Below are 26,499 nucleotides of genomic sequence, written 5' to 3'. Positions count from 1 at the left end.
TAAGAAGAACACAAAACATATTCTGTTACGATAGAGGAAAGGCAGATAATACTCATGGCAAATGAGAAAATTTCGATGTTTACGATAGCGGTCACCGAGATGGCACAAGCAAAAGCATTCTATGCGGAGCAGTTAGGCTTCCGTGTGATCAAAGACTTCGGGCAGGGCGATCAGCATTGGGTCTCTCTTGAGCTCCCCGGAGGAGGCGCCTCGCTCAATCTAACCACCATGCATGAAAACATGCAGCCTGGGACGATGAAGCTCTATCTTACAACTTCGGATCTTGAAGCGGCATACAACGAGCTTCAAACAAAGGGGGCCAGTGTCAACGAAGTGAAGGATGATCTCTATGGCCCAGGCTCTGGCGTCAAGTGGTTTGAGATCACTGATCCCGATGGCAACCGTTGGCTGGTGGTTCAGGCTTAGTTGAGGGAGGATCAGGCAACGATCCGCAAGGCACAGGTCTTGCATTAAGACGAAACTGGGATGCGTGTGGAGAAGGAAGGCTGGCGAGTCCAGATGTGCGCCATCGAGCGGCTCACTACGGCGCACATCTCAAACAAGGACGAGCAGGCATGGCAGAATTATTAAGACACGAGCTAAGGAGAGTTGCTCGCAAGGGTTGAAGAAATTAGAACGTGGACAACGGGAAAAGAATAACAATGGTAAAGATAATACAGGGAAAAACAGTAGTAAAAAAGGGAAATAATAAAAGTCAGCAGTTTGTATTATCTCGTTCTGCCAGGAGTAAAGGACTGTCTACCCGTGAATAATCCAGAGGAAAAAAAGTATATTCAAGCGACAAAGTCAGAAGATTCATCTACTCGCATCGAAGCACTGTATACATTAAACGAGCTTGAATATTCTGAGATCGCTCCTCTTTTGTTACATCTCCTCTCCACAGATCCAGACAAAGATGTGCGTGCCGAAGCTGCCTTCTTACTCAGATCTCTCGGGCATCAATCATCTCTACTGCCGACTGTTGGGCCTCCACTCCTTGCTGCTCTCACTGATGGAGACGAGAAGGTGCGAAATAACGCTGCCGAGACGCTTGGTTTTCTACAGTATGAAGTTGCTACTGGACCATTACAAAACCTCCTTAAGGCAGATCCATTCTGGTTCGTACGTTCTTCCGCAGCTGAAGCACTTGGACGTCTGGGAGATCCTGGTAGTATTCCAGCGCTTCTGCATGCCTCCTCCGATTCTGAATTAGAGGTTCAGCGCTCTGCTATACAAGCCCTTGGTCAATTTTTACACGATCCCAAAATTGCACCATTTGTGACCAGTGCCCTGCTTGATGAGAAGAAAGATCCGCTGATCAAAGCCGAGCTATCCTCTCTTAGCTATCGATTGGGGCACCAATCTCATCTCTATGCTCTACTCGCATTACTTTCAGAAACAAATGATTATGAGTTCATGAGCAATGTGCTTATGATCCTTTCTGATCTGGTAGAAAAGAGCTCACTATTTGATCTCACAACAGATCAAGAAGGGATTCATTCTACGCTACAAGACATCCTCCATAAAGAACCTTCCCTCCATTCGGATATTGAACGCATCACACAGATGTTGCCATCGTATTTTGACATTTCTTGATCAACTAAGGATCATGGCATTTATTCACCATCATTAACGGGTCTTGAAGCACCAGCTGCGACACCCAACGATCAACCAGTTGAGCGACGCTTCTTTCTGGTCGGTTCACCCCCTCACCACTATATACATAGGGTTACCCTGAAACAGAAAGATCCGGCACAGAAAAGCGTCTTTTTACACTAGGCTGGCGAAGGCTTCGTACCATCTCAGATTTTGATATACTGAAACTACTGCCCATTAGCAGGAGCGCTGCGAATCAGGTCCTCAAGCAAATTTTTGACCGCTGCGGTGAACCCTTCTCTTTTATACAGCTCAACTAAGCGCCGACTAGCCGCAGGATTGTAGAGGAATAGGGCAATAGGCAGCTCTATATCTAAATCTTTGCACGTTCTATAAACATGCCTTGCCATGAGATTTTTTGGAACGACCAGAACCCTTGATGCGCGTAGCTGCCTTCGAACACTCCAGGGGCCCATGAAACCCACGTAGACAGCAGAGGCGGCAGTAAAACACGATCCCAGCAATGCCCAAAACTCATAGCCGCTAAGTGCGGCTATGATAGTGGCTATACCAGTTAATAACCCGCATATCAATCCGGCCAATTTTATTCGCAAAAGAAGAGTGGATATCGATGCAAGGTCATTCAAGCGTTTGCCCTGCGGAACCGTTATATACCCGCCACTGACACGGATGATACGGAGTGGCCATTCAACGTGCTCATCAAAGGGCCGTTTGGTGATTGTCCATCCTTCTTCAGTCTGTTGAAGCACGAATTTTTGTGTTTTTTGCTGTTTTTGCACCTATGTCGCTCCTTATACTGAAAAAAAAGCGGCGGTACCACCATCATCGGAAAATATCATTACAATATGAAGAACGCCTACACCCATTAAAAATAAAAAAATATCTGATGCTGATTAAGCACCAGGAGATCGAGGTCATTGTGTTGAGGGTTGAAGCAATTCATTGCTAATGAGCCATGAAGATAGACTCCAATTAAATTGTCATTGAGAAGCGTTTGGAGGTGCTCACTGAGCATCTGAATGTGCATGCGAACTGAAGGGGAGACCCAATTGGGCAGCGTCATTAGATTGAAGCCTTTCTTCTCTGGTACCATGTTTTTTCATCTCTGCCAGGGGTTCGCAAAAAAATGCATCGCCCCTGTCCTCTGCGGAAGCCTTGACATACGTTCACTTGTTCAGATACTATTTTACCATAGTACTCTTATTCCAGGTAAAGAAACAAATCCTCCTTATAGCGAAGCAGTTATGTCACCCAACGGCAGTTTGCTAGACACACGCTGTCTTTGGGCTATGATGGGAAAGATCAAACTTAAACTGAAAGCTTGCATCATCATCGGTGTCCACTTTTGCTCCTCTTGCTGGCTGTACACCCAAAGACGGCGCATATCTCCGGCGACGTGGAGAGCAGTTCGGCCAACGTTCCCTGGGCCTCAACCCGGCCATCCTGCAAGACGATAATATGATCCGCCCGCTGCAAGGCGGCGCGACGGTGCGAGACGGCCAAGCAGGAGACGTGGCGCAATTGCGCAATGCGCTCCTCCTCCCACAACGTTTGTTCTATCTCAACGTCGAGGGCACTGGAGAGATCATCAACGACGATCAGGTCTGTATTCCACGCAAACATCCGCGCTGCCGCAGCACGCTGTATCTGTCCCCCGGAGAGCTTGACACCACGTGGGCCAATCTTCCAGACACTCTTGATTGAGCTTAAAAGTGATTGTCCTGAGGGCTCACTCCAATTCTCTTGACAATACGACGGGTAAATCGTATGCTTTCACGAGAGCGAGGTTGATATGAAACCAGAAAAACAACAACAGCGTTTGCCTATGTTCGCAGGAGGATGGGTTCCTCATGAACAGGGCTGACCAACAACAAAAAAAGCACAGTATCCCAGGCGCGGGAACCGAAAAAACGAAAATTCGGTTCCCGCGCTTTTTATTTTTGGTCATTGAAAGGAGCAGGAAGCCTGAACATATCATCGACCTGAGAAAAGAGCAGCCACTGGTTTCTAGCATCCGCGCTGAAACGTTGACAGACGATCTGTTCGCTCTGTTGGCGAACACACAGAAAGGATATCCCATGCAAAAATTGTTTCTTCAACAGTATCGCGGGTTCAGTCAGTTTACCTATCCTGGTCTCTACGAGGAGAGATTGCGGCGCGATCTCCCCAGCGACATCGGGCAGGCAGGGCGTCTCGTCAAGCAACAGGTGATCCATGGCCTCTTGTTGGCCGCGAGCCGAGAGGGAGAGCAGTTCAATCTCGTCTATGGGGATATTCGCGAAGTGCCCTGGTATCGGCAGGGAGAAGATAGCTACCTGCCTCAGCAAACTTTTACAATAGCCCCATTTACGTGCCATCAACCGTTGACTTTTTCTAGTTTAGAGATTATTATTAATTTATAGATTATTCTATTTTTTTATAATAATGAAAGGAGGGGCGATGGATAAAGCTGAAGTGCTGATGCACCCTGTAAGAATAAAAATTGTGGCGGCAATCAGTCGTGGAGTACAAACAGCGCAACAGCTTGGTCAGGAGTTACCAGAGGTTGCCACTCCAACGCTCTACAATCATCTAAACCTTCTTCTGAAAGCAGGATTGATCGAGATTGTCAAAGAGCAGAAGAAGCGCGGGACATATGAAAGAACATACACCTTGCCAGCAGAGGGAGCTGTGTTGAGGCCAGAAGATCTCTCACAGATCGCACCTGAACAGATGATGAAGTATTTTCAGATATTCGCCATAAACATGCTCGGCGATATGGCACGTTACCTTGAAGGGCCACATGACCCGAATTATCAAGATGTAGGCTATCGCCAGACGCCGCTCTATATCAGCGATGAAGAAATGCCTCTTTTCATACAACAGCTACACAATTTTCTACTGCCCTGGCTGACAAAACAGCCAGACGAAGAACACAAACGACGTCTCTTTAGCAGAGTCATTATTACTGATCATCAAACAGATACGTCTCTTCTCCAAGATAAAGAAGAATCAGGTCAACATGTAACACCGGAGGAATGATAAACATGGAAGTTTCACCTTCATACAGCAATAACAACGTAGATACCAGTGGTTTCACCATTACCCCTACATATAAGCGCAACGTCTTTCTGACGTGTGTCGGGATTGTCGTTGTGATAGTCGCCTTGTTTCTGGCATTCATTTTGACGGGCACAGCACTCAACTGGCTGGCTGTAGGGGCTGGCGCATTGGGTTGGATCATTGCGTTATCACTACGCCTACCTATAGTACTGCTGACAAAACAGCTTGCTCACAAGAACACAACTATACCACGAGTCATCCTGCTTGCTTCAGGGCCATGCGAAGAGGTTGTGCGTCTGCTTGCTCTGCTGCTACTTGGTCGGATGTTTCCAATTGCGCTCTCTATCGGCCTGGGCTGGGCAGCCATTGAGGCATGGTGTGCCATCGTGCAGAGTATTTTGACGGTGGCCCTCCTGTCGCGCGATGATGAGAAAGCACGGCAAGCAAAAACGGCGCTGGCAGAAACGGGGCAGGGCAACATCCAGCCAAATGCTCCTCTAGGAATGCTAGAGCGGCTCTCAGCCAGCTTTTTGCACATTAGCTTTACCCTTATGCTCGCCTGGCTCCCCTGGTTGGTATTGCTCACGATACCAACACACAGTGGTATCAATGCCATGATCGTCGCTCTCACACGCAAAAACGTTGTGCTGGGTGAAATCATCCTCTTCATCATTAGCGCCCTGATCTTTGTCGCCGGACTGGCAATCTTCGGTCGCATCTAACAACTACTGGTCTGATTCTCACAGAAGAGGCCATGAGCCAGGAAGAGGAAGCGAGGTGGGTGGGCAAGCTCAGCGGACGCGACTGCGGTCTATCTGGGGGACAATGAATTGAGAAGGTGTCAGGGATCAATTCATTGTGGCTGATGACACGGGCCAGACCGCAGTCGCGCCCGATAAATAACCTGATGCAATATCTTCCTCTTCTTTGTGCTCTTCCCGATGCGAGAATCGTGTTGGCTGTCAGAGGACTCACCCAGAAATGGAAAACCCTGTGAAAATTGGAAAGCCCTGGGTTCCATGCGTCTCATATTCTTTGAACTCTCTATACATGGTATACTTGATGAGTGATCGCGTTTACACAGAGGAGTGAGTAGCGTGAACTACCGCTGAGCTGAAGACTCAGCGGCTTCTTCGGAAGCCGTTGGATCGACGGTTTGGTCGCTTCTTCGGAAGCTCAAGTTCACCAGACTCAGCCCCAGAAATGGGAGCTCCGTTCAATTGGTCATGACACCTGCGGTTGACGCATCAGACCGCTGCTCTGTCGTTTGGAGTTAAGAAGATTTGAGGAAAGGATCGGTGCTCCAAGCACAACAAGCCTTTTGAACCTTGTCGAGATGAGGTCGGATTCTCCTGGTGGTCACAGCCAGTAGATACGCATCACCCGGCTCTGCCGGAGTTTTTTGAGTCCATGGGTGTGCTGGTTTCTTTTGAAGGGTTCTGCACATCCGGCGATTCATCCACGAAGCTGAAGACTTCGTGGTTTTCTCGCCAAAGGCCATTATAAATATTCCGTCATATCGCTTTTCTTGCCAGTATGAGTTCTCTTCTCTAATAACAAGATCCACACATCCTACATAAGTAGCCGTTATATGTAGATAAGGAGTACAGTAAATGTTGATGAATAGCTCTTTTCCTCTTGTTCCTCAGACCTCCTTTGAAGGACCAACCTTAGAATTTAATTTTCCTGCTTTACATATTGGCATCGCTGAATATGCTGAGGGACCAACAGGATGTACCATTTTCTACTTCCCTGATGGAGTAGCAACAGCGAAGGATGCACGTGGAGGCCTTGTTGTTACGTCAGGTGATTATGAACGCGATCACCTCAAGCATGCATTTTGTTTCGCAGGGGGCTCTGTATATGGGCTTGAGGCCGCAAGTGGAGTAACAGCAGCACTCTTTGAGCAGCGAGCCATGGCTCTGCAAACGAAGGCCGCAATTTCGAGTCAACATGTGGCAGTGGTTTCTGGGGCCATCCTCAACGATTACATTTTCCGTGAGAATATCATCTATCCCGATCATCAACTGGGAAAGGCTGCCCTCCTTGCTGCGCGTCCGGGTCTCTTTCCTCTCGGTGCACGGGGAGCAGGCCGATCAGTAACCTGCGGCAATATCATGAATATCGCACACAAGGAAGCCTCTGGACAAGGTGGGGCCTTTCGTCAGATTGGCCCAACAAAGATCGGCGTCTTTACAGTCGTTAACGCAGTTGGCGTCATTGTTAATCGACAAGGGCAGATTGTGCGAGGCAACCGCGATCCTAAAACAGGTCTACGCCTCTCTCCAATCGAGGAGTTGGAACAGCGTCTTGCTCGTGGTGAAGCAGTGAAAACAGCCTTTGGCAATACCACGTTGACACTTGTCGTTACGAATCAAAGGTTGCGTCCAGAAGAGTTGAGGCAAGTAGGAAGACACGTCCATAGTTCTATGTCACGCGCCATTCAGCCATTTCAGACCCTCAACGATGGCGATGTACTCTATACAGCGACCACCAACGAAGTGGAGAACTCTCTCATCAGTCCAACGATGCTGGGGATACTGGCATCAGAGTTGGCCTGGGATGCGGTTCTCGCAAGCGGACCAACGCAATAAGAGACTGGGGCAGTTTCCCTTACGAGACATTCATCTACAATGAAAAGGGGAGATCAAGATGATACATCTCCTTTCTGCATCTGGACATTGCCGCTCTCCCGGATGAAAGATCAAATGACGTTTAAGCAGGAAAAACCGATTGGAGTATGGTTGACGGACAAATGGTACGATCAACAAAGAAAGCAGAGGAATTTCATGTTCTCGAACGAATCTGTTAATCAAATGGTCTCATTGACCATTCGCCCTTGCCGGGAGGAAGACCTTCAGCATGTCGTAACATTGTCGTCACACTGGGAAGAAGAACAGATTACGACCGGCTATGGTGCTGATGATGCAGATTATTTTCGAGGGAAAATCAGCCCTTTTTTCTTGCTTGCCCTTGACGGCGAAACAATTGTGGGATTTCTCACAGCATCTCTTCATGAGGCAAGTCCAGGGGAAATCGCTCTTTTCCCGACAGGTGGCTCCTATCTAGAGATTGACGATCTCTACCTTCTTGCGCCCTATCGAGAAAAAAAGGTCGGGACGCAACTCATGAACACGGTGATGCAAACGGCAAGGAGCCAGGGTATTGAGCATTTTTCTCTGTATTCTTCAAGCAAAGATTGGAAGAAAATTGCAATGTTTTACGAACGATTAGGCTTCACGATGTGGTTTATCCGCATGTTTCAGTAAAAGTTCTTTGCTGCCTTTTTCTGAATACCTCCCTCCAGATGATATACTTTCAGTAGCATCGAATACATCAAACAGCAAGCAAATACGGAGAGGAGTGCTTCCTATTGATGGCTTCTTTACATCCAATACCACCAGACAATACATCCTATCGCTTTCCCGTCTCGGTAAAAGGGATTATTTATCATCATGGGAAAGTTGTGTTGCTCAAAAATGAGCGTGACGAATGGGAGCTTCCAGGCGGCAAATTAGAGCCTGGGGAATCTCCAGAATCCGCAGTAACCAGAGAAATTGAAGAAGAGCTCGGGTTGACGGCTCAAACTGGCCCATTGCTCGATTCCTGGGTTTATCATATTTTTGAGGGAGTATCTGTTCTCATTCTCAGCTATGGTTGTTATCCAACTCCTTTTGCTCAAGTCACTCATAGCCTAGAGCATAAAGCTGTAGGTCAATTTACTCCTGAGGAGATCCCACATCTCAATATGCCTGAAGGATATAAAAAGTCAATTGCTTCCTGGGTTGCATATCTTCAACAGACAAATATTCGATGAGGATGCTTTCATGCGTCTTTAATTCCCATCCTACCGGTCCGGAACCGTCCGTAATTTCTTGTCAGCTGCGATTATACCCCCGTTCAATCCAGGAATACCAATAGCAATCAAAATTGGAATAGAGTAAAATACAAGCAAAGAAATATACAATTATATTATTGTCATGTATCGTGGAGGAAACGTATTTATGCACCATCCATTTGTAAATCCTGCCGTTAGCCTGGACGCGCTCAGCGCCTTTGCAAAACACGATCAGCTTGAGCTCCCTACAACCTATCTGGCGGCACTTGACGCTGTTAGCAATGTTTTGCCTCAACGGGGTAGTCTGCTCGAGTTACAAGATTTGCCAACGATCATCATCCCTGATCTGCATGCGCGCCGAGAGATGCTCGTCACCATTCTGGGGACACGCTTCAGCGAAGGTCCCCTCAGTGGTTATTCAATCTTTGAGCTTCTCCAACAGGGCCGTTTGCAGGTCGTCTGCGTTGGTGACATTGTGCACTCGGAAAAACGCGATCATTGGGTAGTCAATCTGGATGGGGAGTGGACGCCTGAACTGCTGGAGAGGGAGATGACGTACTCACTGGGAATGGGTGCGATGATCATGTATCTCAAAATATGTTATCCCCAACATTTCCACTGTTTACGCGGTAATCACGATGATATGGCAATGGAAATGGGACCATATAGAAAGTTTGTCGGGCTCAAATGTAACGATCAGAAAGAAGTGATAGAAATTGATGGGAAGCCTGTTTTCACTGCTGATAAAGGTGAATCAGGTATAGTCAAAGACTGGGTGCTCACCAGAGAAGGGTGGGGGGAGACGTTTCTCGACGCCTGGACGCGCTTTGAGCGGGCATTACCCCTATTTGCACAAGGAAACTATTATGTCGTAACGCACACATTGCCGCTTATCCCTTTATCCCGGGCGGAGCTACAAAATCCTGAGCGTCCGCGCGAGGTGGTCAAGGAGTTGACCTCCAGTCGAGGCATTCATCCCACAGCCCTTGAGGAGACGCTGGACAATCTGGGCATCAGGGAGAAGGTGCAACGCTGGTTTTATGGGCATACGCCTGTTCCAGAAAAACACAACGGAGGCAAATATGAAGAAGATCTGGAAGGGCTGCTGATTCGCCTCAATAATCCGGAGAAATACGTTTTCGCCTATGTGCCGATTGCGAAGAGCGAACAACCTTTTGTTCCCACCAGAGACATATACATCAAGTCGCCCGAGGAAGAGAACACCTGGCATCTGACATCATAGCCAGCAATAAAGAGCAGGAGCTCAGGCAGATGGATAAGCAGTGCACCTGGAAATGGCATCACATCGGGAACGGTACAATTACTCAATAGTTAAAGTATGTACGCTTTTGAAAAAAGAAGAAGCGCTCCTCAGATTCTCACGGTGGTAAAAGAGGTGCGAGCCTTTCTGCTCGCACCCACTTTGAGACTACGCTCCTTGTGATTGGCCATACCACAATTGCCGCATTTCTTCAGAAGTGGCCAGAAGCTGATCAAGCGTTCCCTGTGCTTCGATCTGGCCTTGCTTCAACACAATAATATGGTCGGCGCGGCGCAAGGCAGCATGCCGGTGTGAGACAACCAGACAAGTTACTTCTCTCTGTGCAAAAAGTCGATGCCAAAGGCGTTGTTCGGTTTCGACATCCAGGGCGCTCGAAAGGTCATCGAAAACTAAGAGTTCAGGATCGCGCACAAACATCCGCGCTGCTGCCGCACGGTGAGCCTGGCCTCCAGACAATTTGACTCCATGCACGCCAATCATCGTATCTAGCCCATGCTCAAGCTGAGCGAGGTCTGCCTCCAGCACCGCTCCATGTATTGCTTCAGACAGGTTCGCATACTCAGCAGGAAGGCCAAACAGGATATTCTCTCTGAGTGTCTCACTAAACAGGCGGGGAACTTGCGCGGTGTAGGCACTGCGTGGTGGAGTGAAAAACATCTCGGGCTTCTCCACCAATTGGCCATTCCAGAACACCTGCCCCGAGGCTTTTGGCAGCAGCCCCAGCAGCACTCGCAGGAGCGTTGTTTTCCCAGAGCCGACGCGCCCTGTGATCACCACAAACTGTCCACGGCGCATCTGGAGATTGAACTCCTTGATCCCACCGTTGGAGCCAGGATATAGATAGGAAAGTCCATGAACCTCAAGTGCCTCCAGACGATGTATCGGTCGTTTTTCCTCATAGAATGGTGCAGGGACCGTTCCACGCAGGTAGACTGGTCCATACGCCAGTAATTGCGAACTGGGCGCATCTGGCTGTAGTGCGCAGAGGCGCTGCCAGGCCACGCCAATCTGACGGAAATGGGCCAATACTGATCCCCCACCGCCGAGCGTTCCCATGATATAGCCCAGGTAGTACACAAAGAGAGCCAGGTCCCCTACCGAGAACGAACCGGTATGCATCAACCCCACCACAGCGAGTAACACCAGACACGTTCCAAAGGTCGTCGAGCCTTGATAGAGGGTGTCCAGTACGCTCCCAAAGAACGTGTTACGCAGCGCAACTCTTCGTCGCGTCGCGCTCAAAGACCGAAAGCGTTGGAGGAGACGCTCTTCTGCTCCTGCAGCTTTGAGTGCCAGGATACCTCCACACATCTCGCCGATCGCACCAGTTACTTCCGCTGAAGCCTGGCTATCGGCTTTCTGGTATGCATCGATCCGCATGCGGGCCAGATGGGTTGCAAGCATGATCGCGAACAATGGCAAGAATGAAACCAACGTCACCATTACGCTGGTACGCCATAAGACCACGAGCGCCACGAGCGATGAAAGGCAGATCGTCAGGAAATCCAACAGTTCGATGCTGAGGTATTTTGCGATCTGGTCGACATCATCACGCAAGCGCGCCACTGCTTCTCCAGGCGCAGAAGGAAGTGCAGAAGCACCCTGGTACTGCAGAATGCTTTGGAAGAGGTTTTTACGCAAAAGCGAGCTGAGTGCAAAGCGGACATTCAGTTCACGGAGATATGTGGCCAGGGTGGTTGCCGTTTGTGCTGCTTGAGCCGCGACCAGCAAGGCAACCAGCAACCAGAGATCGCGTCCAGAAGGTGCCTTCCCCGTCAGCAGATCAAAAACGGCCTGCACAAGCAATCCCGGTACCAGGAAAAAGAGCCGATTGAGCAGATGCAGCGTAAAAACCGCCAGGTATTGGCCTGGACGAAAACAGGCCAATCGCCAGAGAACTTTCGCGGGGCTCATGCATGCACCTCCTCGTCGTTGGTACGGAGTAGATGGGCAAAGTGCGATTGGGGATTACTTTCTAACGACGCACGCGTCCCATACTCACGCATGCGTCCGTTTTGTAAGACAAGTAACATATCCGCACGTCGCACCGTTGATAAACGATGAGCGATGAGAATAACAGTGCGGTCGTGTAAGAGCCGGTCCAGCGCGCGCTCAATGAGCCCTTCTGTCGCCGGGTCAACGCGTGCAGTTGCTTCGTCCAGCACAATCAGAGATGGCTGGGAGAGAAAGATGCGTGTCAGTGCAAGAAGCTGAGCCTCCCCGGCGGAGAGCGCATCGCCAGCGGCAGTGAGCATGGTATCAAGCCCATCAGGCAAGCGCTGATACCATTCCCAGAGGCCAAGATCGCGCAGGGCGGCGAGAAGCGCAGTATCTGTGATAGAGGAATCAAACATAGTCGCGTTCTCGCGCACGGTGGCGTGAAAAATCTGCACCTGTTGCGTCACAAAACCGATGCTTGCACGCAGCCCGGCAAGACGCTCATTGCGGATATCCACACCGTCGATGGAAATGCAGCCATGCTGCGGGTCGTACAGCCGAAACACGAGTTTCGCCAATGTGGTTTTGCCACTCCCAGTCTGACCGAGTACCCCCAGTACCTGACCCGGCGCAACGGTAAAGGAGAGGTTCTGCAAAGCTGGCTCTCCACCCATGTAGCTGAAGGACACATCTCGAAACTCGACGGCTGGTGCTCCTGGTCTCCTGGTAGCCAATTGTGTCCCGCTTCCATCCGTGAGCGTTGGCTGTGTGCGCAGAAGGGTGAACAGGCGGTTCATTCCCGCAGCAGCCTGTTGGAATGAGCCCAGATGCCGAGTGATCTCCATGAGCGGCTGTGCCACCTGCTGTGCATAGGTAAACAACAGGAACACCACCCCCAATGTGAGCACTCCAGCACGGAAAAGACCGGCCCCCACGCCGAGTATCATAGCAGTCCCAAGCGTAAAGAGGAGAGAGCTTGTCCCCCAAAGCAAGACGCTGACCAGTGTCCCTCTGCGCTCTGCATGTAGAGATCGTTGTATGAGCGGAAAAAGGCGGGAAAGCAGGTAAGAAGCTGAACCAAAGGCACGCACCTCTTCGGTGCCAGAGAGCCGCTCTTCCAGAAAGCCAAACAGATCTGCGCTCGCCTGGCGGCTGGCCGTCCAGAAGGGGATCGCCAGAGGGCCCATACGCACCAGGATGAAGAGGACGAACAGCATATATAGACCGAGGGATAAGCCGATGCGCCAATCGATCACCCAAATTACTGCAACGATTCCAAGCAGGAATAAGACATTCGCGATCACTGCCATGAGAAAGCGCGAGAAAAACTGACTGAGCAAGTTGACGTCACCATCAATCCGCTCAATCATCTCCCCAGGCGTATGTGCCTGATAAAAATCCAGATCGAGGGAGAGGCAATGGCGCATGACATCTGTCCTCAGTTCGTTGGTCGTCAGCCAGGCAAGATCGGCGGCCTGGTAGTTTTCGAGCATCGAGACCACCTGTTCTCCCAGCGCGATGACCACAAAGAGTAGGGCTGTGTGCAACAACAGCGAAAAGGGCTGATATGTGCTCACATCATCGATAAACCAACGCAAGATGAGTGGATTCAAGATCTGGAGACCGATACTGCTCAGCAAAAGAAGCAGCAAGAATAACGCCTTCCAGCGATAGGGGCGAAGATAGATCCAACAGAAGGACCAATACGTTGACAAGAATGTGTTCATAGGAAGAATCACCTTCGTGCTTTTGGATACAAAGGCGTCGTGTGTTGTGAGGAGACAAAGCAGAAAATGGCCCAAAATCTTCTCAGACAGCAACACACGGCGCTGAGTAGACTTCAGAGAAAGAAGTTCGCAAGGATGCCAAATACATCCTTGAGGAAAGGCTCTGCAGGAAAACGAGAGGGTGAAACGCAGGAGAATCTGATAGGAAAAACAGCGCATGCAAAAAGAAAAGGAAAGGCCATGAAAAGGCGCATCCCTGGTCAGCAAATACGCCGCTTACCGTTTCCCGCTTGAGGCAACGTTCAGACGTATCGAGGCAAGCACCAGCAGAGCATAGCGCATAATATTCCATATCGACACGGTATCGACCGGCGAGTAATGATCGGGATGATACCGTGAGACACGCTTCACCATTTGATCTGTCCCATCATAGCCCAAAGACAGCGCGTGTCTAGCAAACTGCCGTTGGGCGACATAACTGCTTCGCCATAAGGAGGATTTGTTCCTTTACCTGAAATAAGAGTACTATGATAAAATTCTACCTGAACAAGTGAATATATGTCAAGCTTTCCGAATAGGATGAGGACGATCCATTTTTTGCGAACCCCTCGGCAGAGATGAAAAAACATGTCCTCTCTAAGAGACAATTTCTCGATTTTATCGGAATGATCCATACTTCTGCTTGACAATCAATCAAGCGAAAACATATGATCAAGAAAGGTTACTCACAACTTCTCTGAATGTCTTTCCTCTTTCTGCTTTTCATCAGCTATAAAGAAAGCCAAAGGAGGGGGTGTTGCCCTATCTTTTTATCATGCGGAAGAACGCACATCTACTCATCCGTATGAGATGATGGCATACTGAAAAGCTTCCACTCATTGTACAGTGCACATTGATACAAAAAGGGGTGAGAGCGTTCCCATCAACCACCACGTGAAACGCCATTAGCTCAGAGCATGAATGATTGGAAGGAGCACTACCATCAAAAACGTATCATCGCAACGCTCTGGAACAGACCATCAGTTGCCACAACCAATCAGAGGCATAGATGGTGCAACCGATCCTGGTCCTCGCAATGTAGCGCTTGATCAACAGAACCCGGATACGCTCGCGCCTCCCGCTACGGACGCCGGAACTATCCCCAACTTGAAATTCTCATTCTCCATGGCACATAATCGACTCCAGCAAGGAGGGTGGGCACGACAGGTTACCGTACGCGAGCTGCCAGTTGCAACAACACTGGCCGGTGTGAATATGCGCCTGAAACCTGGGGCCGTCCGCGAGCTACACTGGCATAAAGAGGCTGAGTGGGCCTATATGCTTGCTGGCCGAGCCCGCGTCAGTGCGATTGATCAGGCTGGTCATAACTTTCTGGATGATGTTGGTGTTGGTGATCTATGGAATTTTCCGGCTGGCCTTCCGCATTCGATTCAGGCTCTGGAGGAAGGCTGTGAGTTTCTTCTTGTCTTTGACGATGGAGACTTCTCTGAAGATTCGACATTCTTGCTGACAGATTGGTTAGCCCATACACCCCGGTCAATCCTGGCCAGGAATTTTGGGGTGTCGGAAGATGATTTTGCTGATCTCCCCACAAAAGATCTTGAGCATATACGCTATATCTTCCCTCTTCCTGTACCTGGTCCACTCAACAGAGATAGGGTCAATGATCCCAACAATACCGAAGGGCAGCTCAACCTGACCTACCGCTTATTGGATCAGGAGCCGATACAGGCCACGGGAGGCCGCGTACGCATCGTCGATTCAAAAAACTTTCCTGCCGCCTCCACTATTGCAGCGGCATTAGTAGAGGTTGATCCTGGTGCTATGCGTGAGCTGCATTGGCATCCCAACAATGACGAGTGGCAATACTACATCGAGGGACGTGGACGGATGACCGTATTTGCTTCTGAAGGCAAAGCACGTACATTCAATTACCAGGCTGGTGATGTAGGGTATGTCCCTTTTGCGATGGGTCACTATATCGAAAATAGTGGTGATACGCCCCTGCGCTTTCTGGAAATGTTCAAGAGCGCACGTTTCGCCGATATCTCACTCAATCAGTGGCTGGCATTGACACCGCCAGAGCTCGTTCAGGCTCATTTAAATCTGAACCAGAACGTTTTACATGCACTATCCAAACAGAAGAAAATCATTGTCAGATAAACCGAAAGGCACAAGCCATGAGCAGAACTGCGACAGAACATGCTCGAAATATGATTACGACAAAGGATGGCACACAGATCTTTTATAAAGATTGGGGACGCGGACAGCCTGTTGTCTTCAGTCATGGCTGGCCACTTACCGCCGATGCCTGGGACGACCAGCTCAATCTGGTCGCGATGAGTGGATTTCGCGGCATTGCCCATGACCGTCGAGGAGGTGGTCGTTCCAGCCAGCCCTGGGATGGCAATAATCTCGATACCTACGCTGATGATCTCGCTACACTCATTGAAGCGCTTGACCTGCGCAACATTCTCTTAGTGGGACATTCAACAGGAGGGGGAGAAGTAACACGGTATATGGGCCGCCACGGCACCTCACGCGTGGCAAAAGCGGTCCTTGTCGGTGCTATTCCTCCACTTATGCTCAAAACTCCAGCCAACCCTGATGGTCAGCCCATCGAGGTGTTTGATGAGATCCGCAAAGGTGTTCTCGCCGATCGCTCGCAATACTATAAGGATCTCAGCGCACCTTTCTATGGAGCTAATCGAGCTGGCAGCCAGGTCTCTCAGGGCATTCGAGAGGAGTTCTGGCTCTGGTCCATGACGGTAGGGATTAAGGGGGCCTATGACTGCATCAAGGCATTCTCAGAGACCGATCTCACGGAAGACCTCAAAAAGATTGACGTCCCTACCCTGATTATCCATGGAGATGATGACCAGATTGTACCAATCGGTGCCTCGGCTCTGCGTTCCTCCAAGATCATCAAAAATGCGACCTTGAAGGTCTATCCTGGAGCGCCACATGGCCTGTTCAGCACGCATAAAGACAAGTTTAATACGGATCTCCTGAGCTTTCTTAAAGCATAGCACAATGCCTATGCAGCAAAGTGGAATCCTTTCCTTTTATTGAGAGAATTCCACTCTGGATAGGTAAAAAATTGGCGATCGTCTCCTGAAGTAATGACTATAAAGTTGTGACTATAATGGTAAATAATTTTACTTATCACCAGTATAGTCGTCATTTGCTAAAGGAGAGATCGGCAATTTTTATGCAAACACTTTTTCGTTTAGCTCGGGCCTCCGATGCCGACGCAATTTCAGCTATCTACACTCCCATTGTCGAACGAACAGCGACCTCTTTTGAGCTCAAAGCTCCTGGCCCTGAAGAAATACAGGAGCGTATTATCAAAACGCTTCTGACGCATCCATGGCTGGTTGCAGAAAAAGAGGGAGACCTTCTGGGGTATGCCTATGCCAGCCAGCATCGCTCACGCCTGGGCTATCAGTGGTCGGCAGATATTTCGGTCTACATCGCTGAGCAGAATCGGGGACAGGGCTTAGGACGAGCACTCTATACCTCGCTCTTTGCACTTCTTCGTCTGCAAGGTTTTTATAATGTGTATGCAGGTATCTCCCTCCCCAATCCGGGGAGTGTCGCACTCCATGAAGCGATGGGGATGATCCCTGTTGGCATCTATCAGAAGGTTGGCTATAAAAACGGGGCCTGGCAGGATGTAGGCTGGTGGCAAGGAAATCTCCAGGACTATCAAGAGAATCCTCTTCCGCCCCTCAGTCTCGCTGAAGCTCAACTTCTTGCAGGCTGGCAAACAGCCCTCACCAGTGGACAATAGCATCATCAGACCATACTCTCGTTCAACAGTAGGACACTACCATACACCCAGGCATCACTACTATTCATAGGGTCAGTGCAAAAAAGCACTGACCTCATTTTCGTAAGCGCTAGCATTGACAGTTGCGTATTCCTGAGCTATAGTTATAATAATAAACCGACGGTCGGTTTATTTAAAAGGAGTAGAGATGGGACGTACAGTCAACGAACAGGAGTATGCCGAGAGACGCAGCGCCATTCTTGATGTCACGCAGCGATTGGTCGAGACCCGAGGCTATGAGCAGATGGCCATTCAAGATATTCTCGCTGCGCTCCAGATCTCTAAAGGTGCTTTTTATCACTACTTTGACTCCAAACTCTCACTGCTCCTGGCACTCATTGAACGTATCGGAGATGAGGTCGAACAACGGCTGCTCCCGATTGTCCACAATCCCCACCTTAGTGCTCTGGACAAACTTCACCATTTCTTTGTTGCACTGGACCATGGAAAAATCGAGCATAAGCATCTGGTGCTAGCCTACCTGCGTATCTGGTATGCAGATGAGAATGCTATTGTGCGTCAAAAACTCTATCTGGCGCGCGTCAAACGCTTTACTCCCTGGCTGGAGAAGATTGTTAGCCAGGGAATACAAGAGGGGGTCCTGACGACGCGTTATCCTGATCAAGCGGCAAGAATGATCCTCACCTTGCTTGAAGATCTTGGCTATGCTACAGCCGAAATTCTTCTGGCAGAGGAACAGAAGCGCGAAGATCTCTCTCGTCTTGAACGCATCGTCTCCGCTACGACCGATGCGCTCGAATCTGTGTTAGGAGCACCAGCTGGTTGCTTACAGCGTGCTTCGCGCACAGAGCTCTCACAATGGCTGGTCTCATCCTCCGAGCATGGACCGCCCGCATCGCCCTGACAAGAACGTGATAGATCAGTACTCTTTCAACTCACTTGAGAGAGCAATCTCGACACTGACATTCTTAATCTCATACATAATCAAGCCAAAAAGGAAAAGGACATGACTGCGATTATCGAAGTTGCTGGTCTGACTAAACGCTATGGCACGAAACGGGGCATTCTCGATGTATCCTTCCAGGTGCAAGAAGGAGAGGTTTTTGGCTTTCTCGGCCCCAATGGGGCTGGCAAAACAACGACTATTCGCCTGCTGATGGCTCTCCTGCATGCAGATGCAGGCACCGCGCGCATTGCTGGACTGGACGTCTGGCAACAATCCATCGCGATCAAACGGCTGATTGGCTATCTACCAGGCGAGCTTTCGTTCGATCCCAATCTGACAGGTGGGCAGATTCTGGAATACTTTGGACATCTCCGTGGTGGTGTTGATCAAGCCTATCTCAAACAACTGATTGAACGGCTGGATTGTGATCCCAGTCGCAAGTTTCGGCAATACTCCAGCGGAAATAAACGCAAGATCGGTATCATTCAAGCTTTTATGCATCGACCTCAACTGCTGATTCTCGATGAACCCACCAGTGGTCTGGACCCGTTGAACCAGCAGGAATTTGAGCGCATGGTCAAAGAGGTACGAGCCGACGGACGGACTGTCTTTCTTTCTTCACATATTCTGACTGAGATAGAGCAAACGTGCAATCGGGTTGCAATTATTCGAGAGGGCCAGTTGGTGCGTGTGGGTCTGGTCACCGAGTTGAAGGATATTAAACGCCACGAGCTTACCATTACCTTTGCCAGTGAGGTACCTCTCGATGCGTTCCAGGGGCTTGACGGCGTAGAACAGGTGGAGCTCCTGGCGGATGGACGTACGTTGCATCTCTCTCTACAGGGGGGAGCTGATGCTGTGGTCAAAACCGCAGCCCAGTATGCTGTTGTGAGTTTGATCAGCCACGAGCCCAGCCTGGAAGATATCTTCCTCCGTTACTACGAAAGTGACGGACAGGCTGCGAAGGAGGCCTCTCATGTGGTTTAAAAGTATCTATCTCAAAACGCTACGCGAGTTCCGCATCGCGATGTTTAGTTGGGGCATCGGTATGGGACTCCTTATGTATGCGGTTCTGGCTGCTGTCCCTTCTCTGTTGACGACACCACAGGCTCGCGCTTCGCTTATCGATCTGGCAAAAGAGTTTGCCTGGTTTGCTGATCCTGTGGGTGTGGACACGCCTGGTGGCTATGTGACCTGGAAATATGGTCTGACCATCCTGGTCATAGCCATCTGGCCGCTGCTGACATGTAGCCGCATCATACGTGGAGAAGAAGAACGTGGCTCGCTGGACGTTCTGCTCTCACTCCCCCAGGGGCGCGTGCGTATTCTACTGGAAAAGCTGGCCGCTGTCTGGACGACCCTGCTGATCATGGGTCTACTGATTACGTTGCTTACCTTTGGAGGTGGTCAGAGTGTAAGCGCAAACTTTACACTGGGCGATGCTCTGCTCTTCAGTCTCAATGTGATATTGATTGGTGGCTTCTTTGGATCTCTTACCCTCTTCATCTCCCAATTCACTCAGGAACGTCGTACCGCTACTGGGTGGACAACTGGTTTATTGATTCTATTCATTCTGCTAGATATCGTCCATCGAGTTATCCCTGGTACAGAATGGATCAGCCAGATCTCTCCCATCTATTACTATAATCTCAGCAAACCGCTGGTTCCTGGGTATGGAACGAATCCTGGCGCGATGCTGCTCCTCCTGGCTTTGAATATTCTGCTCAGTGGGGCCGCATTGTTCTTCTTCAGGCGGCGCGATGTCGGAGGAACGGTGGCTCTTCCTGCGTTCCTGCACCAGCCAGCTCGAACCGTCTCAAGAGAGAAGGCCCTTCCAGTGAATGCCTGGTCGCTACGTTCCATTTATACACGGAGCCTGGGCATGATTATAGCTCCTACCTGCTGGTGGACCTTAGCCATTGCTGGACTTGCTGGCTGGATGGTTGCCATTGTCAAACAGACAGAGGCGAATATGGCAACTCTGTTCCAGAGCTCTCCAGTCCTGAAAGATCTTCTGACGAAAGTTGGAGGGGGCGATATTGCAACAAATGCGACTATTCTGAGTGCACTCTTTGTCTTTCTTCCGGTACTGATCATGATCTTTGCCATTACGCAGGCCAATCGCTGGTCTGCCGATGAGGAAGAGGGACGACTGGATCTGGTGCTTTCTACGCCACAGCCACGTTTGCGGGTGCTCTTAGGGCGTTTTGCAGCGCTCACTACTGCTACCATCTGTATCAGTGTTGTGACGCTGGCCGTTACAGCACTGGCCGCGCTAGCCAGTGGCCTCTCTCTCGATGATAGCAATCTGGCTGCTGCAACGCTTTCAATTATTCCACTGGGGCTACTGATGGCTGCTCTGGGCTATTTGCTGGCTGGCTGGCTACGTACAGCGATAGATACTGGCCTCTTGAGCTTTCTGTTGATCGTCTGGTTCTTTATCAGCTTTGTTGGGCCTGGCTTGAACTGGTCAGAGACGACGCTGAGGCTCTCAGCCTTTTATTATTATGGAACACCGCTGTTACATGGTCTGCCATTCCTGGATATGCTGGGGGTGCTCGCAGTCGCCGTAGTAGCATTAGCGGTGGCTTCTATCCGTTTTATCCGCAAAGATATTGGACGATAAGTGGTCTCCATATCTTTTCTGCGGTACCAGGAGCGTTTTTACATCGTATATAATTCCAGGTAGGGCGTCTCTTTCCTCCCATTCCCACTCCGCCCTGTAAGCCCCTCCATGGCTCAATTGGAAACAATGCTATGGCGGGGCTACCATTGTGGAGCTGCACCATCAGGAAGGAGACAAGCAACCTTCCCTACTTCTATTATAATATTATGCTCTATTTATGATATAAAACAATACCAAGTAGGGAAAGTCGCTTGTCTCTTTCCGCTGTTCTCACTCCGCTCTGTGAACCCCTTCATAGCTTCATTGGAAACGATTCCTATGGAGGGGGAATCATAGCGGAGATTGATGTTCAAGAAGGAGACAAGCAACCTTCCCTACTTGTTTTATCCTCTCACAATCTAAAAACATATCATACGATGTAAAGTAGGGAAAGCCGCTTGTCTCTTTCCTCTCGTCCCCCTCCACTCTGTGAGCCCCTCCATGACTCCATTGGAAACGATGCTATGGAGGGGCTCACAGAGTGGAGCTTCACAATCAGGAAGGAGACACCCTACTTTTCATTTATTACAGTGAAAATAGTATCTTATGTGCTTTAAACGGTACCATGGCAGGATCTCTTCCCTCTCTCGCCAATCCTGCACCATTCCCTATTCATAGCATACGTTGAAGATTGATTGACAACAGGGGCATGTATTGCGCTATAATTTATCCAAAGGATTATAGAGAAATGGATTTCAATGCATGAAAATTGAGAACAATAAGTGGTTATTTCAAGTACGCCCGAATCCTCAAGCGCATCTACGCCTCTTCTGTCTGCCCTATGCAGGCGGAGGTGCCAGTATCTATCGCGAATGGTCCCGGTTCTTACCACCAGATATTGATATCTGTCCCATCCAGCTTCCAGGCCGCGAAAATCGGTTAATAGAACCATCGATTAACCAGATCCCACTGTTGTGCGAGACATTGGGCCCTATCTTACTGCCTTTCCTGGATCGACCCTATGCATTCTTTGGGCATAGTATGGGCTCGTTAGTCAGCTTTGAGCTTACTCGCTGGTTACGCCGCGCTCAACAACCACTTCCTCGCTATCTTTTTGTCTCGGGTGGGCGTGCTCCTCAGGTCTGGCATAAAGAAGATCCCATCTATAACCTGCCAGAGCCAGATTTTCTTTCTGCCATTCAAAAATTAGGTGGCACGCCAGAAGCTGTTTTACGCGAACCCGAGCTCCTTCAGCTTATCTTACCCATTCTACGAGCCGATTTTGAGCTCTGCGAAACCTATAGCTATCAGGAAGAAGAACCTCTCGCAGTTCCTATTGCCGCACTGGGCGGTCTCTCCGATCCGGAGGTGTCTCAGAGTCAACTGGACGCCTGGCGTACACAGACCAATCGCCGCTTTACCCTCCATATGTTTGCCGGGAATCACTTTTTTATTCAACCCGTCAGACAGGACGTGATGTATGTCCTGAACCAGGCTCTTGCCAGGTGCTAACCAGAGTCCCGGGCAAAGAACAGAGCACGCTCCTTTATCTGTAAAGATGAAGCTCTTCTCATAGAAAATTTTTGCTATGCCTTCATGCCCAAAAGGTTATTTATTCTTACTCTATTCTGCTTTGCATTGACAAATACTTATACTTATGATAATAGTTACTTGTATTCTCTCGATGAAAGTAAAATAATGTTATTTTTCCTTGCCTGTAGAATACATTACCCGCTTGCTTTTTCAGAGAAAGATAATGGATACAATCTTTATACATTAGAGAATCTTCTGTAATTCAAGCCATTTTCTCCACGCGAAGTATAGCGTAATAATGGAAGCCCATTTTTCTATCTGTCTGCCGTTCATATATTACATAACCCTCAGAATGAGCTAGTAAAACGGCATTGAAGCCCTCGCCATAGAAGCATTCCTTCCTCTCGTCCGGCTTTTACTTCAGGTTGTGCTGGAAAAACACAAAGAATGTGTGATCCGCAATCATGTAAAGGCTTTCTTTTGTGTGTCCAAATTTTTTAATGTATTTTATACCTGGTGCGACTTTAGAGGGATCTAGTTGATGATTAAGGATAATAATGACCATACGCATGCTGTTGCCGTACAAGATTTTCAAGAGGAAGATTCTATCTTAACGACGACTGGTCAACAGGCTGCTATCTACTTCGATTGGCTCGCGAATGACACTGTTCCGGGCAAATTAGACCAGGCCAGACAGTACATACATGAGGCTTCACAGACGTTTACGATCCGTGGCAAAAAAATTAATCCCTTCGCTCCTTTTCGCTACCATCTCTCCGCATTTCATACGATGACCCGCCTCCAGATCGTGGCTATCGGCTGCCTGATCCTTGGCCTGCTTGTGGGGCTGTTCTATTGGGGTATTACTCTGCTCTCTCTTATCCTTTCTGTATTGATGATTATCTACGCAGGGGATCTGCTCTTTACGTTCTTTCTCGCAACTGGTACGTTAAAGAGCTCTGCGGCAGAAGATATTACGGATAAGGTTGTTCATGCGCTGGTCCATGCCGAATGGCCAAAGTATACGATTCTCTGCCCACTGTATCGCGAGGTGGAGGTTGTTCCTCAATTTATTAAAGCTATGGAGGCTCTGGATTATCCAGTTGAGAAGCTCCAGATTCTCTTGCTGACCGAAGAGGATGATCAGGAGACGCGTGATGCAATCAGTCAGATGCATGTTCCCTCACATTTCTCTCTGATTACTGTCCCCGCTGGCGAACCTCGTACCAAGCCGCGTGCCTGTAATTATGGTCTGATCCAGGCAACCGGCGATTATATTGTGATCTACGATGCAGAGGATATTCCTGATCCGCTCCAGCTCAAAAAGGCGGTCCTGACCTTTGCCAAACAAGGACCTACCGTTGCCTGTGTTCAGGCAAAACTTAATTTTTATAATCCCAATCAAAATCTTTTAACGCGCTGGTTTACGGCTGAGTATTCGCTCTGGTTTGATCTGACGCTCCCAGGCCTGCAACGTGCTGGCCTTCCGCTGCCTTTAGGGGGTACCTCTAATCACTTTCGTGCTGAGACTCTTCGTATGCTTGGTGCCTGGGACCCTTTCAATGTGACGGAGGATTGTGATCTGGGACAACGTCTGGCTCATTATCACTTAAAAACGGCGGTTCTGGACTCGACAACGTATGAAGAGGCCAATTCGCAGTTCCGCAACTGGTTGCGTCAACGTTCGCGCTGGATCAAAGGCTACATGCAGACATATCTGGTCTATATGCGCAAACCTTCGCAATATCTACGACCTGAAAGGCTTCAAGAATTCCTGGGGCTTCAGATTGTGATTGGAGCGCGTACGGCGGTCCTCTTTATCAATCCTTTGATGTGGTTGATGGTGATCCTCTATTTCGCCTTTCGTCCGTTTGTGGGGGAAGCCTATCAGACACTTTTCCCGCGTTCGGTCCTCTATACTGGTTCGATCTGTCTGGTCTTTGGCAACTTCTTCTATCTCTACTCCCATATTATTGGATGTATGAAACGGCAGCGCTACGAACTGGTTCTCGCCACTTTATTGATCCCTATCTATTGGGCGATGACGAGTCTGGCCGGTTTTATTGCACTCTATCAGCTGATCTTTAAGCCTCACTATTGGGAAAAGACGAAACATGGCCTGCATCTCGCTTATGCCCAGAATAATACCTCTGCCGTCACAACAAACGTGCTCGCGTCTGGAAAGACGGTAGCTCCCGTATTACAGGACATATCACTGGAGACAGCAAAAGTCCAATCAGATCCAAATACGTCTTCATCCAGTACGGGCCTGGTCTCGTCTGGACTACAGCTCTCTGCAGCCAGCATCTCTTCTTCGCTTCTGACGCTCTCACCTGCAATACAATTGAAGAGCAAAACCAGTGAGAAAAGCAATACAGATACGCTGCTCTATCGCTTACAACAGGTTCTGCCGACAAAAAAGCACAATGCCTTTGATCCCTGGTTGCTGGTACTGATCTTGCTCTCTTGCCTCACCAGCCTGGGAGCGCTCTGGTATTTCTATCAGAACGATCAGCTTCTCACGTATGGCGACTCCTATTCACATCTCTTGATTGCACGCCGCATTCTTGATAGCGCGACCCCCGGACTGGCCCAGATCGGAGGCGTCTGGCTCCCGCTCCCTCATCTGCTGATGCTGCCGTTTATCTGGAACAATTTTCTCTGGTTTACTGGCCTGGCAGGAAGCTTTGCAGCGATGCCTTGCTTTGTGATTGCGGCGATCTATCTGTATCTTTCGGCGTATCGGCTGACACAGAATCGAAGTGCCAGTTTTATTGGCACCCTGCTCTTTGTCTTCAATCTCAACATTCTCTATATTCAGACGACTCCATTGAGTGAGATTGTTCTGATTGCGTCCATGTTGATGGCTTGCTACTACTTTATTGCCTGGACTCAGGATGAGGAGCTGCTGCAATTGTTGCTGGCAGCACTGGGTACGTTTTTTGCAACCCTTTCGCGCTATGATGCCTGGTTTCTTTTCCTGGCTCTTCTGGGGCTGATTGTGCTGGTTGGTCTCTTAAAACGTCAGCGCCGTCAACAGATTGAGGCTAATCTGCTCACATTTGGTGCTCTTGGCGGCTTAGGGATTCTCCTATGGATGCTCTGGAATGCGATTATTTTTAATGATCCGCTCTATTTCCAGCGTGGCCCTTTCTCCTCGCAGGCTCAGCAAACATCCTTGATTAAGCTGCATATTCTCTACACCTATCATAATCTCTGGCAATCAATACGCTATTTTACGATTGATTCGCTGGAGAATGTTGGCTGGCTCACTTTTACCCTGGGGGGGGTTGCGCTGATCGTGTATCTCTGCCGACGCCGTTTCACGCCCGATGTCATTGCTGGCTTGACGATTTTTATTCCTTTTATCTTCTATGTTGTCTCTCTCTATACCGGTCAGGCCGCGCTCTATGTGACAGCAGCAGTTCCCCCCAGTGCGCCCAATGGCCTCTATAATGCTCGCTATGGCGTTCAATCGGTCGCGCCAACAGCTTTTTTTGTGGCGGTACTGATCAGTCGCTTAATGCAGATTCATATTGTACAGGTTGGGCAACGTGTGAAAACATTTCTGACTCATACCTTTTTTGCCGCTCATCCACTGCAGAATTTCTCGCTGACTCAGGCTCGCAAAGCAATGGCTCAGAAGGTCTATCTGTTTTCGCTGCCGATCCTCTTTCTAGGGGTCATTCTTGGTCAGGCCTGCTGGACCGCTCATAATGGGATTGTCTCGCTGAACGATGGCCTTTATGGACTGGACTGCGCCCCCTTCCATGAGAGCGTTCTCTTTCTTGCCCAACACTATGACCATGGGCTGATTCTAGAAGATACGTTTACCTCGCCCGTACCACAGATCTCGTTTAAAGATGTGATCTATGAGGGTTCTGGCCCATTGTGGCAGGCGGCCCTCGCTCATCCTACCCACTCTGTAGACTGGATTCTTGTCAATCCAACCAATCCTGATGATCTTATTGCACAAAAAATCGATGTGCATACTCCTGAGTTTCTGGCTCAGTATGAGGTTGTGACACAAGAACCCAAAGGCTTGCTTCTCTTTCATCGCAAGGGTCTGGCCCCCCTTCCTACTCATACCCTCTCAACACAACTGATCAATCTTCATGCTCAATGTGGTCAGGGTGACCCCAACCATAAACCATAGGCAATATACAGGCTATTCCCTG

General features: G+C 49.3%; 23 protein-coding genes. 17 read left to right on the top strand and 6 right to left on the bottom strand.

What is annotated here, in order from left to right; all coding sequences use genetic code 11:
• Positions 1–54: 54 nt before the first annotated feature.
• The gene (locus tag EL628_RS23870; RefSeq protein WP_126582518.1) at positions 55–426 is read left to right on the top strand and encodes a VOC family protein; all 372 of its coding nucleotides are present in this window, start codon (positions 55–57) and stop codon (positions 424–426) included.
• A gap of 339 nt (positions 427–765) precedes the next feature.
• Complete coding sequence (locus EL628_RS23865; protein WP_161975723.1) at positions 766–1,596, top strand: HEAT repeat domain-containing protein; 831 nt, start codon at positions 766–768, stop codon at positions 1,594–1,596.
• Positions 1,597–1,823: 227 nt separating this feature from the next.
• On the opposite strand, the gene EL628_RS23860 is transcribed toward EL628_RS23865, so the two are convergent.
• From EL628_RS23860 to EL628_RS23850, 3 genes are all read right to left on the bottom strand, one after another.
• A complete protein-coding gene (locus tag EL628_RS23860) occupies positions 1,824–2,396 on the bottom strand; it encodes a hypothetical protein (protein WP_126582516.1) in 573 nt (190 codons plus the stop codon).
• An 86-nt stretch (positions 2,397–2,482) separates the two neighbouring features.
• The gene (locus tag EL628_RS30165) at positions 2,483–2,710 is read right to left on the bottom strand and encodes a nucleotidyltransferase domain-containing protein (protein ID WP_126582515.1); all 228 of its coding nucleotides are present in this window, start codon (positions 2,708–2,710) and stop codon (positions 2,483–2,485) included.
• 236 nt (positions 2,711–2,946) lie between these two features.
• Entirely contained in the window at positions 2,947–3,240 is a 294-nt protein-coding gene (locus EL628_RS23850; RefSeq protein WP_174719975.1) for a hypothetical protein, read from the bottom strand.
• 227 nt (positions 3,241–3,467) lie between these two features.
• On the opposite strand from EL628_RS23850, the gene EL628_RS23845 reads away from it, so the two are divergent.
• The 7 genes from EL628_RS23845 to EL628_RS23815 all read left to right on the top strand — a co-directional run bounded on the left by EL628_RS23845 (position 3,468) and on the right by EL628_RS23815 (position 9,740).
• Positions 3,468–4,019, top strand: coding sequence for a hypothetical protein (locus tag EL628_RS23845; RefSeq protein WP_126582514.1), 552 nt, complete (start codon positions 3,468–3,470; stop codon positions 4,017–4,019).
• A 37-nt stretch (positions 4,020–4,056) separates the two neighbouring features.
• Positions 4,057–4,638: a helix-turn-helix domain-containing protein gene (locus EL628_RS23840; protein WP_161975722.1), complete on the top strand. Its 582-nt coding sequence runs from the start codon at positions 4,057–4,059 to the stop codon at positions 4,636–4,638.
• A 5-nt stretch (positions 4,639–4,643) separates the two neighbouring features.
• Positions 4,644–5,381 (top strand): YhfC family intramembrane metalloprotease, encoded by a 738-nt coding sequence (locus tag EL628_RS23835; RefSeq protein ID WP_161975721.1) that lies wholly within the window; start codon positions 4,644–4,646, stop codon positions 5,379–5,381.
• 891 nt (positions 5,382–6,272) lie between these two features.
• Positions 6,273–7,253 carry a P1 family peptidase gene (locus EL628_RS23830; protein ID WP_218028985.1) on the top strand — a complete coding sequence of 327 codons (981 nt, stop codon included), beginning with the start codon at positions 6,273–6,275 and terminating at the stop codon, positions 7,251–7,253.
• Between the two features lie 114 nt (positions 7,254–7,367).
• Positions 7,368–7,928, top strand: a complete 561-nt coding sequence (locus tag EL628_RS23825) for a GNAT family N-acetyltransferase (protein WP_161975720.1) — start codon at positions 7,368–7,370, stop codon at positions 7,926–7,928.
• Between the two features lie 107 nt (positions 7,929–8,035).
• The gene (locus tag EL628_RS23820) at positions 8,036–8,476 is read left to right on the top strand and encodes an NUDIX hydrolase (RefSeq protein WP_126582510.1); all 441 of its coding nucleotides are present in this window, start codon (positions 8,036–8,038) and stop codon (positions 8,474–8,476) included.
• 187 nt (positions 8,477–8,663) lie between these two features.
• Positions 8,664–9,740: a metallophosphoesterase gene (locus EL628_RS23815; protein WP_161975719.1), complete on the top strand. Its 1,077-nt coding sequence runs from the start codon at positions 8,664–8,666 to the stop codon at positions 9,738–9,740.
• Between the two features lie 186 nt (positions 9,741–9,926).
• Here the strand turns inward: EL628_RS23815 and EL628_RS23810 are convergent, their stop codons facing one another.
• The 3 genes from EL628_RS23810 to EL628_RS29950 form a co-directional block, all read right to left on the bottom strand.
• Complete coding sequence (locus EL628_RS23810; RefSeq protein ID WP_126582508.1) at positions 9,927–11,693, bottom strand: ATP-binding cassette domain-containing protein; 1,767 nt, start codon at positions 11,691–11,693, stop codon at positions 9,927–9,929.
• A complete protein-coding gene (locus tag EL628_RS23805; RefSeq protein WP_161975718.1) occupies positions 11,690–13,444 on the bottom strand; it encodes an ABC transporter ATP-binding protein in 1,755 nt (584 codons plus the stop codon). Before EL628_RS23805 ends, EL628_RS23810 begins: the two co-directional genes overlap by 4 nt.
• A gap of 276 nt (positions 13,445–13,720) precedes the next feature.
• Positions 13,721–13,858, bottom strand: a complete 138-nt coding sequence (locus EL628_RS29950) for a hypothetical protein (RefSeq protein WP_161975717.1) — start codon at positions 13,856–13,858, stop codon at positions 13,721–13,723.
• 546 nt (positions 13,859–14,404) lie between these two features.
• Here EL628_RS29950 and EL628_RS23800 point away from each other — a divergent pair.
• The 8 genes from EL628_RS23800 (at position 14,405) to EL628_RS23765 (ending at position 26,477) form a co-directional block, all read left to right on the top strand.
• Positions 14,405–15,607, top strand: coding sequence for an oxalate decarboxylase family bicupin (locus tag EL628_RS23800; RefSeq protein WP_126582506.1), 1,203 nt, complete (start codon positions 14,405–14,407; stop codon positions 15,605–15,607).
• 17 nt (positions 15,608–15,624) lie between these two features.
• Complete coding sequence (locus EL628_RS23795; RefSeq protein WP_245994396.1) at positions 15,625–16,473, top strand: alpha/beta fold hydrolase; 849 nt, start codon at positions 15,625–15,627, stop codon at positions 16,471–16,473.
• 182 nt (positions 16,474–16,655) lie between these two features.
• Complete coding sequence (locus EL628_RS23790) at positions 16,656–17,237, top strand: arsinothricin resistance N-acetyltransferase ArsN1 family B (RefSeq protein ID WP_126582505.1); 582 nt, start codon at positions 16,656–16,658, stop codon at positions 17,235–17,237.
• 187 nt (positions 17,238–17,424) lie between these two features.
• Complete coding sequence (locus EL628_RS23785; protein WP_126582504.1) at positions 17,425–18,141, top strand: TetR/AcrR family transcriptional regulator; 717 nt, start codon at positions 17,425–17,427, stop codon at positions 18,139–18,141.
• 102 nt (positions 18,142–18,243) lie between these two features.
• Positions 18,244–19,170: an ABC transporter ATP-binding protein gene (locus tag EL628_RS23780; protein WP_126582503.1), complete on the top strand. Its 927-nt coding sequence runs from the start codon at positions 18,244–18,246 to the stop codon at positions 19,168–19,170.
• Positions 19,160–20,809, top strand: coding sequence for an efflux permease Rv1217c-related protein (locus EL628_RS23775; protein WP_126582502.1), 1,650 nt, complete (start codon positions 19,160–19,162; stop codon positions 20,807–20,809). The genes EL628_RS23780 and EL628_RS23775 overlap by 11 nt, the downstream gene beginning before the upstream one ends.
• 741 nt (positions 20,810–21,550) lie before the next feature.
• Positions 21,551–22,300, top strand: a complete 750-nt coding sequence (locus EL628_RS23770) for a thioesterase II family protein (RefSeq protein ID WP_126582501.1) — start codon at positions 21,551–21,553, stop codon at positions 22,298–22,300.
• A gap of 562 nt (positions 22,301–22,862) precedes the next feature.
• Positions 22,863–26,477, top strand: coding sequence for a glycosyltransferase (locus tag EL628_RS23765; RefSeq protein ID WP_126582500.1), 3,615 nt, complete (start codon positions 22,863–22,865; stop codon positions 26,475–26,477).
• Positions 26,478–26,499: the final 22 nt, after the last annotated feature.

This window comes from Tengunoibacter tsumagoiensis (assembly GCF_003967535.1).
Classification (GTDB): domain Bacteria; phylum Chloroflexota; class Ktedonobacteria; order Ktedonobacterales; family Ktedonobacteraceae; genus Tengunoibacter; species Tengunoibacter tsumagoiensis.
This window is presented reverse-complemented; position numbering and strand designations above follow the sequence as displayed.

Coding starts and splice junctions, on each gene's coding strand:
- EL628_RS23765 (WP_126582500.1), top strand. CDS start 22,863: ATGATTAAGGATAATAATGACCATACGCATGCTGTTGCCGTACAAGAT.
- EL628_RS23770 (WP_126582501.1), top strand. CDS start 21,551: ATGAAAATTGAGAACAATAAGTGGTTATTTCAAGTACGCCCGAATCCT.
- EL628_RS23820 (WP_126582510.1), top strand. CDS start 8,036: ATGGCTTCTTTACATCCAATACCACCAGACAATACATCCTATCGCTTT.
- EL628_RS23800 (WP_126582506.1), top strand. CDS start 14,405: ATGATTGGAAGGAGCACTACCATCAAAAACGTATCATCGCAACGCTCT.
- EL628_RS23795 (WP_245994396.1), top strand. CDS start 15,625: ATGAGCAGAACTGCGACAGAACATGCTCGAAATATGATTACGACAAAG.
- EL628_RS23825 (WP_161975720.1), top strand. CDS start 7,368: ATGACGTTTAAGCAGGAAAAACCGATTGGAGTATGGTTGACGGACAAA.
- EL628_RS30165 (WP_126582515.1), bottom strand. CDS start 2,710: ATGGTACCAGAGAAGAAAGGCTTCAATCTAATGACGCTGCCCAATTGG.
- EL628_RS23870 (WP_126582518.1), top strand. CDS start 55: ATGGCAAATGAGAAAATTTCGATGTTTACGATAGCGGTCACCGAGATG.
- EL628_RS23835 (WP_161975721.1), top strand. CDS start 4,644: ATGGAAGTTTCACCTTCATACAGCAATAACAACGTAGATACCAGTGGT.
- EL628_RS23785 (WP_126582504.1), top strand. CDS start 17,425: ATGGGACGTACAGTCAACGAACAGGAGTATGCCGAGAGACGCAGCGCC.
- EL628_RS23775 (WP_126582502.1), top strand. CDS start 19,160: ATGTGGTTTAAAAGTATCTATCTCAAAACGCTACGCGAGTTCCGCATC.
- EL628_RS23790 (WP_126582505.1), top strand. CDS start 16,656: ATGCAAACACTTTTTCGTTTAGCTCGGGCCTCCGATGCCGACGCAATT.
- EL628_RS23810 (WP_126582508.1), bottom strand. CDS start 11,693: ATGAGCCCCGCGAAAGTTCTCTGGCGATTGGCCTGTTTTCGTCCAGGC.
- EL628_RS23830 (WP_218028985.1), top strand. CDS start 6,273: ATGTTGATGAATAGCTCTTTTCCTCTTGTTCCTCAGACCTCCTTTGAA.
- EL628_RS29950 (WP_161975717.1), bottom strand. CDS start 13,858: ATGGTGAAGCGTGTCTCACGGTATCATCCCGATCATTACTCGCCGGTC.
- EL628_RS23805 (WP_161975718.1), bottom strand. CDS start 13,444: ATGAACACATTCTTGTCAACGTATTGGTCCTTCTGTTGGATCTATCTT.
- EL628_RS23840 (WP_161975722.1), top strand. CDS start 4,057: ATGGATAAAGCTGAAGTGCTGATGCACCCTGTAAGAATAAAAATTGTG.
- EL628_RS23845 (WP_126582514.1), top strand. CDS start 3,468: ATGAACAGGGCTGACCAACAACAAAAAAAGCACAGTATCCCAGGCGCG.
- EL628_RS23850 (WP_174719975.1), bottom strand. CDS start 3,240: ATGTTTGCGTGGAATACAGACCTGATCGTCGTTGATGATCTCTCCAGT.
- EL628_RS23815 (WP_161975719.1), top strand. CDS start 8,664: ATGCACCATCCATTTGTAAATCCTGCCGTTAGCCTGGACGCGCTCAGC.
- EL628_RS23780 (WP_126582503.1), top strand. CDS start 18,244: ATGACTGCGATTATCGAAGTTGCTGGTCTGACTAAACGCTATGGCACG.